This is a genomic window from Chryseobacterium sp. MHB01, from assembly GCF_034651565.1.
In the GTDB taxonomy this organism is placed as follows: Bacteria; Bacteroidota; Bacteroidia; order Flavobacteriales; family Weeksellaceae; genus Chryseobacterium; species Chryseobacterium nepalense.
In genome coordinates, this window is the sequence record NZ_JAYEDA010000001.1 from 781,942 (window position 1) to 791,952 (window position 10,011).

Consider the following 10,011-nt stretch of genomic DNA (forward strand, 5'->3'; position numbering starts at 1 on the left):
GTTATGCTAATGATATTGATTTTTAAATTTTAATCCAGATCAATCTTAAACTTCGTAGACTTCTTCACCTCGTGAAGCACGATAGAACTGTGATATTGACCGATGTTAGGAATATTTGAAATCACATTCACGGTAAAATCATTATAAGAATTAATATCTTTCGCAATGATTTTCAGCATATAATCGTATTCGCCGGAAAGACTTATTATTTCCTGAACTTCATCATGCTGCATTATGTTTTTCTCAAAAGTTTCCAATACTTTTTTAGATTGTTCTTTTAGTCTTACGTTACAATATACAACAATATTAAGCCCTAGTTTCTCACGGTTTAAAAGGCCTACATATTTTTCAATGATTCCCTGTTTCTCCAGTTGTTTGATGCGCTCATATGTCGGAGTAAAAGTAAGCCCGATTTTTTCCGAAATTTCTTTTACAGAATAAGTAGAATCTTCCTGAATAATGCTGAGAATCATTTTGTCTTTTAAATCCATATTGTATAAAGGTTGATAGGGTAACAAAAATAGTATTTAAAAATTAAATTATTTAAAAATCATGGTATTTTAATAATAATGAAATTTGGTTTTGTCGGTTTATAAAATTGTTGTATCTTTGCACCTAATGAATAACACAGTATTTATATCATTAGAATTACCGGGCGATAGCGCCCTTTACGATATTTATTTATTTTAAGCGAAGATGTTTCTTCGCTTTTTTTTTGTAAAAAAATTAAAATATTATGTTTACGATTACAGAACTAAGCACCGGGAGAATCAACAGGATAGTGACAGAAGCTTTGGCTTTTGCGAATGGAAAAACGGCTAAAATTGAAGGAGAAGTTTTTTGCTCGAATCTTTTCTTTGAAGACAGCACCAGAACAAAAACGAGTTTTGATATTGCAGAAAGAAAACTGGGCTTGCAGGTAGTGCCTTTTGATGCTTCAAATTCTTCCGTAAACAAAGGAGAAAGTTTGTATGATACCGTAAAGACCATTGAAAGTTTAGGGGTAAATCTTGTCGTAATCAGAGATAAAAAAGACAGATATTTTGATGAATTAAAAAATATAAAAATTCCGGTAATCAACGGAGGAGACGGAACGGGAAATCACCCGTCTCAATGTATGCTGGATCTAATGACGATCTATCAGGAATTCGGGAAATTTGAAGGCCTTAAAGTGGGGATTGTAGGTGATGTTAAACACAGCAGAGTCGCCAATTCAAACGCAGAGGCATTGAGAAGGCTTGGAGCGAAGGTATACTTTTCGGGACCTGAACAATGGTTTGACGAGGGAGCTTTAATCAACGGAACTTACTTAAACGTTGATGAATTAATTAAAGAGGTTGATGTTTTAATGTTGTTAAGAATCCAACACGAAAGGCATGATGCCAAAATGAGCTTCTCCGCATCTGAATACCATAGAAAATACGGTTTAACCAAAGAAAGAGAAAAAGCCATGAAAAAAGATGCCATCATCATGCATCCGGCACCCATTAACAGAGACGTGGAGATTGATACCGACCTCGTGGAATGCGAACGTTCAAGGGTTTTCAAACAAATGCAGAACGGCGTTTTTGCAAGAATGGCCATCATAAAAGAAGCCTTGGAAAATCAAGGATATACTTTTAAATAAGAGGCAAGGAATAGTTTAAAAAAATTTTGATGAGCCCTGAAAGGGCGATTTATAATAGCGACGGGTGAAGCCCTGGAAAACAAAAACATACAGGTTGTCCAAGCTCCATAGGAGCGACATGTTAATAGCCGTGGGTGAAACCCATGTGGATATATAAAATAAATAATAAGAGATAAAAGTTTAAAATGAAGAAAAAATTAATACTGGAGTCCGGTGAAGTATTTCATGGAGAAGGTTTCGGAGCAGAATTGGAAACGGCAGGGGAAGTAGTTTTCAATACCGGAATGACAGGGTATCAGGAACTGATCTCTGATCCGTCTTATTGCGGTCAGATTGTGTGCATGACCTATCCATTAATCGGAAACTATGGAATTAATAGAGATGATTATGAGAGTATAGAACCGGCGATCAAAGGGCTTATTGTAAAGGAACTTTGTGATCTGCCATCTAATTTTCGTACTCAGATTACTTTAGATGAATTATTTAAAAAGAAAAACCTTTCAGGAATTTCAGGAATCGACACCAGAAGACTGACAAGAATTCTTCGTAACCACGGAGTAGTGAAAGGAAAAATTGTAAACGCTGATGCTGATGAAAACACCGTAGTTTCAGAATTAAAATCAACCAACTTTCCAACCGATCAGGTGGAGCAGGTTTCTACAAAAACACCGTATGCAAATCCGGGAAGAGGCTTAAAAGTGGTATTGGTAGATTTCGGTTCCAAATTAGGGATCATCAGGGAGTTATCTCAAAGAAACTGTGATATTACGGTAGTTTCCCAGGATGTAACAGCAGAAGAAATTTTACTGATGAATCCGGACGGAGTAATGTTATCCAACGGTCCCGGTGATCCTGAAGATAACCAGCAGGCTTTAGAAATGATCAGAGGAATTTTAGGAAAAGTTCCGATTTTCGGAATCTGTCTGGGTCACCAATTGATCGGGCTGGCCTGCGGAGCAAAAACATTCAAACTAAAATTCGGACACAGGGGAGGAAACCATCCGGTGTTGGATTTAGAGAAAAACAAAGTGGCCATTACTTCCCAAAATCACGGTTACGCGGTAGATCAGGAAAGTTTGAAAAATACAGATTTAATTGAAACCCATATCGCATTGAATGACAGGACGAACGAAGGCCTGAAGCACAAAATTCACCCTTGTTTCTCCGTTCAGTATCATCCGGAAGCAAGTCCGGGTCCTGAAGACGCGAATTATTTATTCGATGATTTTATCCAGTTGATGGAAGATTTTAAAAAGTAGAATATGAATTTGGGCAGCTTAATCCGCCTGTAGTTTATCCTGAGCGAAGTCGAAGGGCTCCCAATCTTTTTTGCAGGACTTTTCTGCGAAAATAGAACAAACAGGATGGCAAAAAAGGATTTCCGCTCAAGTCGGGCTGCGTGCAATTCGCTGCTTAAATTAAAAGAATCCGAAGGATTCAATTATGAATAGCCGTAGGTGCAACCTATGGAAAACGGTGAAAACCATGAAAATGGTAAAACAACCAACATCAGAACCCGAAAGGGTTCAACATTAACAAAAAGGATAAATTTAAAAATGAAAAGAAACGACATAAAAACAATTTTAGTAATCGGTTCAGGTCCAATCATCATCGGTCAGGCGGCGGAATTTGATTACGCAGGAACGCAGGCTTGTCTGTCTTTGAAGGAAGAAGGCTACAAGGTAATTTTGATCAACTCAAACCCTGCAACGATTATGACGGATGTTGAAATCGCAGATAAAGTATACATCGAGCCGATTTCACTTCAGTTTGTAAGTCATATCATCAGAAAAGAACGTCCGGATGCGCTTTTACCAACGCTTGGTGGGCAAACCGGACTGAATATGGCGGTAGAATTGGAAAAATCAGGAATTCTTGAAGAATGTAAAGTGGAAGTGTTGGGAACCAAGCTTTCAGCCATCAACAGAGCAGAAGACAGAGATTTGTTCCGTGAGTTGATGAGAGAACTGAACGAGCCTGTTCCTGAATCAGACATCGTGAACACAGTTGAAGGAGCTTTAAAATTTGCTGATGAAATCGGGTATCCTGTAATTGTTCGTCCGGCCTTCACCATGGGTGGAACAGGAGGTGGTATCGCTTCCAACGAAACTGAATTGAAGGAAATTGCAGAATTAGGATTAAAACACAGTCCGGTTACGCAATGTCTGATTGAAAGATCAATCGCAGGTTTCAAAGAAATTGAATATGAAGTAATGCGTGATGCAAACGACAACGCAATTGTGGTTTGTAACATGGAAAATATAGATCCGGTGGGAGTTCACACAGGAGACTCCATCGTTGTGGCGCCTTCTCAGACGCTTTCGGACAGAGAGTATCAGATGCTGAGAAATGCTTCATTAAAAATCATCAGAGCATTAGGAATTGAAGGTGGATGTAATGTACAGTTAGCATTAGACCCACATTCATTCAATTATTATATCATCGAAGTAAACCCTAGAGTTTCCCGTTCTTCAGCTTTAGCATCAAAAGCAACAGGATATCCGATTGCGAAAATCGCTGCGAAAATCGCTGTAGGTTTAACACTTGATGAAATCATGAATCCGGTTACAGGAAAAACGTATGCTTGTTTTGAGCCGGCATTGGATTATGTAGTGACGAAATTCCCAAGATTCCCGTTCGATAAATTCGAAACAGCGGACAGAAGATTATCAACTCAGATGAAAGCAACGGGTGAAGTAATGGCAATCGGAAGAAATTTCGAAGAATCTTTACAAAAAGCCATCCGTTCCCTTGAAACAGGAATCAGACATATCGGTTTAAAAACCAAACAAGCCGAAGCTTTAACAGCGGAAGAAATCGAAAGAAGAATCAGGGTTTGTGACGACGAAAGATTGTTCATCATCGGGGATGCTTTAAGAAGAGGGTACGACTGGGAACAAATTGTAGAATGGAGCAAAATCGATAAATTCTTCATCTGGAAAATCAAAAAATTAATTGATTTCGAAAAAACGATTGCAGAAAATAAATTCAGCAAAGAAATTCTGATTGAAGCTAAAAAATTAGGTTTTGCAGATTTAAATATTGCTCACCTTTGGGATGTTACACAAAGGGAAGTGTTCAATTTCAGAAAAGAAAACGGGGTAATGCCGGTGTACAAAATGGTAGACACCTGCGCTGCGGAATTCGAATCTGAAACCCCATATTTCTACGGAACTTATGAAGAGGAAAATGAAAGTGTTGTTTCAGATAAAGAAAAGATCATCGTTCTGGGTTCAGGACCGATCAGAATCGGGCAGGGTGTTGAGTTTGATTACGCGACAGTTCACTCGGTTTGGGCGATCAAAGAAATGGGTTACGAAGCGATTATCATCAACAATAACCCTGAGACAGTTTCTACAGACTTCTCCATTTCAGATAAACTATACTTTGAACCTTTGACGGAAGAAGATGTGATGAATATCATCGAACTGGAAAAACCAAAAGGTGTTGTGGTACAGTTTGGCGGTCAGACGGCCATCAATTTAGCAGATAAATTGGCTTCTCATGGTGTTCAGATCTTAGGAACTTCTCTGGAAGATCTTGATAGAGCGGAAAACAGAGATAAATTTGAAAAAGCGCTTCAGGAAATGCAGATTCCGCAGCCTTTAGGAAAAACATCTGTTTCAAAAGAAGAAGCGATAAAAATTGCCAATGAGATCGGTTATCCGGTATTGGTTCGCCCGAGCTACGTGTTGGGAGGTAGAGCCATGGAAATTGTTTACACAGAAACCGAACTGGCACATTACATGGAAAACGCGGTAGAAGCAAGCCCTGAACATCCGGTTTTGGTTGACAAATACATGGTTGGAAAAGAGGTGGAAATCGATGCGATCTGCGATGGTGAAACAGTGATCATTCCTGGAATTATGGAACACATCGAAAGAGCAGGAGTTCACTCCGGAGACTCAATTGCAGTGTATCCTCCACAGAATATTTCACAAAGCGAAATCGATACTTTGGTTGATTATACCAAAAGATTAGCAAAAGGACTCAACGTCATCGGATTAATGAACATCCAGTACGTTCTTTTCGAAGGAAACGTTTATGTGATTGAGGTGAATCCAAGATCATCACGAACAGTTCCTTTCTTATCTAAAATCACTGAGGTTCCGATGGCAAATTTGGCTACGAAAGCAATTTTAGGTCAGAAACTGAAAGACCTAGGCTACGAAAGCGGACTGGTTCCGAACAAAGAAGGTGTTTTCGTAAAAGTTCCGGTGTTCTCTTTCTCAAAATTAACGAAAGTTGATATCTCTTTAGGCCCTGAAATGAAGTCTACAGGAGAGGTTATGGGTAAAGATACCACCCTTGAAAAGGCGCTTTATAAAGGATTGGTTGCTGCCGGAAGAAAAGTCCCGATGCACGGTTCCATCCTGTTCACGGTAGCAGATAAGCATAAGCAGGAAGCAGCTGATCTGGCGGCGAGATTCCATGAAGTTGGCTTCAGAATCTGGGCAACGGAAGGAACGGCAAAATTCTTCGAAGAAAAGGGAATCCCTTGCAAAATAGGATATAAAATAGGAGAGGAAAGTGTTAACCTGATTGATCTTATCCAGAAAGGAAAAGTTCAGTATGTGGTGAACACCATGACGAAAGGAAAACAATCCGAAAGAGACGGTTTCCAGATCAGAAGAATGAGCGTGGAAAACGGGGTACCTTGTTTAACATCCATGGATACGGTAGAAGCGATCTTAAAAGTAATCGAAAGCATGAGCTTCAAAATGGAAACGATGTAATGTAAAATTATTAATGATTATATAATCAACCTCACGGGTTTTAAAAACCTGTGAGGTTTTTTTATGGATATTTTTCCGGATTCTGAGAAGTGTGAAAAACTCGGGCTATAATAATTGTACGCAGATCTTTATCAATCATGTAAAAGATTAGAAAAGGATATTTTCTCATTGGTTTACAATGAAAACCTTCATGCCAAATTTTAAAAAATGGGTTCTTAGAGATAATATTTAATGAAGATTTAAAATCTTTGAAAAAATGATCCGCAACTTTTTTACTTACTTTTCTTTGGTAATAAAGATAAGAATGTTCTATATCAATTTTTGCTTCATCGGAAATGATGATCTTAAATATCATACTTCGATTTCATTTCATTAAGAAAAGTATCAATTTCCGTATGCTGTTCGTATGGTCTTTTTTTTATTTTTTGAAGGCTTTCTTTTTGTTCTTCAGAAAGTGTAAAAGTATTGCTTTCATCTTTAAGAATTGCTTCAATATAGTCTAAAACTTTTTCCAGAACGCTTTCCGGAGCATCTTTTAGTAACTGCTGAATATTTTTTAATGTAACAGATTCCATCTCTTTGTTTTTAACAAATATATAAAATTTTTATTGCACGAATCAGATACTAATTTCCAAAAGACAAGTGAGAAACGCCAATCTTTAACAAAATTTTAGCATCCCGAACAAATACTTTTCTGATCCCGATTTTGTATTTTTAAACAAAATTTTAAAAGTGAAAAAATTACTATTTGCCATTTGTATATCAGTTTCGGCTTTCAGTTTTGCACAGGATTATTCGGTACCGGCGGCAAGCCCGCGTCAGAAAGTAGAGCAGCAGTTCTCAATGTCTAAAATAACGGTTGACTATGGAAGACCGGGCGTGAAAGGACGTAAGATCTTCGGAGAATTAGTGCCTTACGGACAGGTTTGGAGAGCGGGAGCCAACTCTTCTACGAAAATTACTTTCGGACAGTCGGTGAATTTCGGAGGTAAGATTGTTCAGGCAGGAACGTATGGCTTATTCATCGTTCCTACAGAAAAAGAATGGAAAGTAATACTCAATAAAGACTTCCAGCAGTGGGGTGCTTATACCTATGATCCGAAACAGGATGTAGTAGATGTTACCGTTCCGGTGAACAAGCTGGCTGATAAACAGGAGTGGTTTGAAATTACCCTGAATCCTACCGACGAAAATGCTGCTAATCTTGTGCTAAAATGGGATGATCTGCAGGCTGAAGTTCCGGTAAAACCTTCCAAGCCGGATGCTGTCAATAAAATTGCCGATAAACTTAGAGAAATTAAAAAAATCGAAGCAGATGCTGCTAAAACAAAGAGTTAATTGCAGTTCAGCATCAATAAAAAAATAAGCAATGAAATTTTCTATTCAACCGGTTTTAGAAAATGAAAAATAGCAGTTAATCCCCTTGCTGCAAGGGGATTTTGAGTCTTTATATCACGTCGCTTCCGATCCGGAGGTCTGGAGCCAGCATCCGAATAAAGACCGGTATCGTAAAGATGTTTTCAGTACTTTCTTTGAAGGAGCTATGAAAAGCGGCGGAGCCTTTAAAATCACCGGAAAATCTTCTGACGAAATACTGGGAAGCACCCGTTTTTATGATTATAACCAACATGATAACAGCATTTTCATAGGTTACACTTTTTATGGAACAAAATTCTGGGGGAAAGGTATTAATTCTCAAATCAAAAAATTAATGCTGCATTATATCTTTCAGTTTGTTGATACGGTGTATTTCCATGTCGGAAAAGATAATATTCGTTCCAGGAAAGCTATGGAAAAGCTGGGTGCGGAAGAGAGAGGTGAAGAAGAAATTGCTTATTTCGGAGAACCTTCGAGAATCAACATTTTATACCAAATCAAAAAAGAAAAATATGAAAAAATTTAAAATCCAACAGACACCATTCGTGGTTCCGACGACCGATGGTAAACTGATTGAAGAACACTGGGGAAATTCCACCGGAAACTCAGACCTTTCAATTGCCCACATGATAGCTCCGCCGGGATGGAGCGAGCCGCACCAGACACCGGAATTTGATGAATTTACCCTTATTATTTCGGGGAAAAAACAGTTTGAAATTGACGGTGAAACAGTTATCCTGGAAAAAGGGCAAAGCATCATGATCGAAAAAGGCGCCAGAATCCGCTACAGCAATCCTTTTGAACAGGAGTGTGAATATATTTCAATTTGTCTCCCCGCATTTTCTATGGAATCGGTACATCGGGAAGAGGAAGGAGTAGATTAAAATTGCATAATGTACCAATTTAATAATGTAACAGTGTAACAGTCAAAATATAATTTATAATGATATTAAACTGACTCGATATATAGTTGTTTTTTTGACCGGTGACAGATTATTCGTAAGTTCGCGCAAATTTTTACGAAAGATAAAACTAACTATGAAAAACAAACTGTCAGTAGCCCTTTTAGCGGGAATCGCCCTTTCTGTAACTTCATGCGCAAGTATTCTTACAGGAACAAAAGATAAGATCACTTTTAATTCGACTCCGGAAGGTGCCAAAGTATTTCATAAAGGAATTGAAAAGTGTACAACTCCATGTACCGCTGAGATTCCGAGATCCTTAAGCAAACAAATGGTAACTTTTGAAAAAGAAGGATTTAATACTAAGGAGGTTAAGCTTACCAAAACCTTTAATCCGGTGACATTGGTCAATATTCTTTTAGGTGGAGCTATTGGTGTAGGAATTGATGCGGCTACAGGTTCTCTTACCAAATATTCTCCAAAAGCATATCAAATAGAGCTCGAGCAGAAAAATTAATTTAAAATTTAGCAATGTAACAATAAGTAATTGTTACACTGTTAGATTATTTCAGGATTTCTTTTAAAAACATCAGAGTATGATTCCATGCTCTTTTTGCCATAACAGGATTGTAATCCGGAGATTTTGGATCGGTAAATGTATGTTTTGAATGCGCATAGGTGATGATCTGCCAGTCGGCATTTCCTTCATTCATTTCCTTGATAAGATTGTTATAATCTTCCGGCGTTACACTTTTGTCATCTGCAGGATTTTCAACCAGGATTTTTGTAGAAATCGGTCCGTTTTTTCTTGTCTGGTCTTTCCCGATACTTCCATGGATCGAAACTACACCCGCCACAGGAAAACTTCCTCTCGCAGACTCCAGAGCACCTGTACCCCCAAAACAATAACCTATTACAGCAATTTTTTCAGGAACAGCTCCGTTTTTCTTTAGTTCTTCCAGTGCCAGTAAAATCCTTTTCTGATAAGCCTCATAATTTTTCTTATAATATCCCGATGTTTTTGCTGCCGACTCATTATCTGCAGGAATGTTTCCTTCACCATAAATATCTGCAACAAAAGCAATATACCCTTGTTTTTCCAAATCTGCAGCGGCATTTTTTGCTTCATCGTCAATACCTTTCCACGCCGGTAAGACTAAAACTCCGGGAAGTTTTTTTCCGGCATTTGAGGTGACTAAACCATTTAGTTTTTGCGAACCGTCCTTATAAGCCACAGGCTTTAAATTCTGACTGAAAAAAGTTCCCGAACCCATCAGGAATGCCGATAATAAAAGTGTGCGTATCATATTTTGTAATTTAATTTTGTTAGAGTTATTGGATTACCTCGAAAATCAGTGTTTATTTTTAT

General features: G+C 38.1%; 11 protein-coding genes. 7 read left to right on the forward strand and 4 right to left on the reverse strand.

Annotated elements, in window-relative coordinates:
• Positions 1 to 29 precede the first annotated feature (29 nt).
• The gene (locus U9K52_RS03685; RefSeq protein WP_248392595.1) at positions 30 to 491 is read right to left on the reverse strand and encodes an Lrp/AsnC family transcriptional regulator; all 462 of its coding nucleotides are present in this window, start codon (positions 489 to 491) and stop codon (positions 30 to 32) included.
• Between the two features lie 245 nt (positions 492 to 736).
• Here U9K52_RS03685 and U9K52_RS03690 point away from each other — a divergent pair, with 245 nt between their 5' ends.
• From U9K52_RS03690 to carB, 3 genes are all read left to right on the forward strand, one after another.
• A complete protein-coding gene (locus U9K52_RS03690) occupies positions 737 to 1,627 on the forward strand; it encodes an aspartate carbamoyltransferase catalytic subunit (protein WP_248392596.1) in 891 nt (296 codons plus the stop codon).
• 185 nt (positions 1,628 to 1,812) lie between these two features.
• Positions 1,813 to 2,886, forward strand: coding sequence for a carbamoyl phosphate synthase small subunit (locus U9K52_RS03695; protein ID WP_263603522.1), 1,074 nt, complete (start codon positions 1,813 to 1,815; stop codon positions 2,884 to 2,886).
• A 297-nt stretch (positions 2,887 to 3,183) separates the two neighbouring features.
• A complete protein-coding gene (carB, locus tag U9K52_RS03700; protein WP_263603521.1) occupies positions 3,184 to 6,363 on the forward strand; it encodes a carbamoyl-phosphate synthase large subunit in 3,180 nt (1,059 codons plus the stop codon).
• Between the two features lie 61 nt (positions 6,364 to 6,424).
• Here carB and U9K52_RS21380 read toward each other — a convergent pair whose 3' ends face one another.
• Both U9K52_RS21380 and U9K52_RS03705 read right to left on the reverse strand, forming a co-directional pair.
• Complete coding sequence (locus U9K52_RS21380; protein WP_283421559.1) at positions 6,425 to 6,718, reverse strand: type II toxin-antitoxin system RelE/ParE family toxin; 294 nt, start codon at positions 6,716 to 6,718, stop codon at positions 6,425 to 6,427.
• Positions 6,708 to 6,938: a hypothetical protein gene (locus U9K52_RS03705; RefSeq protein WP_263603520.1), complete on the reverse strand. Its 231-nt coding sequence runs from the start codon at positions 6,936 to 6,938 to the stop codon at positions 6,708 to 6,710. The genes U9K52_RS21380 and U9K52_RS03705 overlap by 11 nt, the downstream gene beginning before the upstream one ends.
• A gap of 157 nt (positions 6,939 to 7,095) precedes the next feature.
• On the opposite strand from U9K52_RS03705, the gene U9K52_RS03710 reads away from it, so the two are divergent.
• The 4 genes from U9K52_RS03710 to U9K52_RS03725 all read left to right on the forward strand — a co-directional run bounded on the left by U9K52_RS03710 (position 7,096) and on the right by U9K52_RS03725 (position 9,159).
• On the forward strand, positions 7,096 to 7,701 hold the full coding sequence (locus U9K52_RS03710; protein ID WP_263603519.1) for a DUF2911 domain-containing protein: 606 nt from the start codon (positions 7,096 to 7,098) through the stop codon (positions 7,699 to 7,701).
• Positions 7,702 to 7,786: 85 nt separating this feature from the next.
• The gene (locus tag U9K52_RS03715) at positions 7,787 to 8,266 is read left to right on the forward strand and encodes a GNAT family N-acetyltransferase (RefSeq protein WP_322925471.1); all 480 of its coding nucleotides are present in this window, start codon (positions 7,787 to 7,789) and stop codon (positions 8,264 to 8,266) included.
• Positions 8,253 to 8,624 carry a cupin domain-containing protein gene (locus U9K52_RS03720; protein ID WP_263603517.1) on the forward strand — a complete coding sequence of 124 codons (372 nt, stop codon included), beginning with the start codon at positions 8,253 to 8,255 and terminating at the stop codon, positions 8,622 to 8,624. The genes U9K52_RS03715 and U9K52_RS03720 overlap by 14 nt, the downstream gene beginning before the upstream one ends.
• A 154-nt stretch (positions 8,625 to 8,778) precedes the next feature.
• On the forward strand, positions 8,779 to 9,159 hold the full coding sequence (locus U9K52_RS03725; RefSeq protein ID WP_312174562.1) for a PEGA domain-containing protein: 381 nt from the start codon (positions 8,779 to 8,781) through the stop codon (positions 9,157 to 9,159).
• Positions 9,160 to 9,205: 46 nt separating this feature from the next.
• Here the strand turns inward: U9K52_RS03725 and U9K52_RS03730 are convergent, their stop codons facing one another.
• Positions 9,206 to 9,949 carry a dienelactone hydrolase family protein gene (locus U9K52_RS03730; RefSeq protein WP_322925472.1) on the reverse strand — a complete coding sequence of 248 codons (744 nt, stop codon included), beginning with the start codon at positions 9,947 to 9,949 and terminating at the stop codon, positions 9,206 to 9,208.
• Positions 9,950 to 10,011: the final 62 nt, after the last annotated feature.

Coding starts and splice junctions, on each gene's coding strand:
- U9K52_RS03685 (WP_248392595.1), bottom strand. CDS start 491: ATGGATTTAAAAGACAAAATGATTCTCAGCATTATTCAGGAAGATTCT.
- U9K52_RS03690 (WP_248392596.1), top strand. CDS start 737: ATGTTTACGATTACAGAACTAAGCACCGGGAGAATCAACAGGATAGTG.
- U9K52_RS03695 (WP_263603522.1), top strand. CDS start 1,813: ATGAAGAAAAAATTAATACTGGAGTCCGGTGAAGTATTTCATGGAGAA.
- carB (WP_263603521.1), top strand. CDS start 3,184: ATGAAAAGAAACGACATAAAAACAATTTTAGTAATCGGTTCAGGTCCA.
- U9K52_RS21380 (WP_283421559.1), bottom strand. CDS start 6,718: ATGATATTTAAGATCATCATTTCCGATGAAGCAAAAATTGATATAGAA.
- U9K52_RS03705 (WP_263603520.1), bottom strand. CDS start 6,938: ATGGAATCTGTTACATTAAAAAATATTCAGCAGTTACTAAAAGATGCT.
- U9K52_RS03720 (WP_263603517.1), top strand. CDS start 8,253: ATGAAAAAATTTAAAATCCAACAGACACCATTCGTGGTTCCGACGACC.
- U9K52_RS03725 (WP_312174562.1), top strand. CDS start 8,779: ATGAAAAACAAACTGTCAGTAGCCCTTTTAGCGGGAATCGCCCTTTCT.
- U9K52_RS03730 (WP_322925472.1), bottom strand. CDS start 9,949: ATGATACGCACACTTTTATTATCGGCATTCCTGATGGGTTCGGGAACT.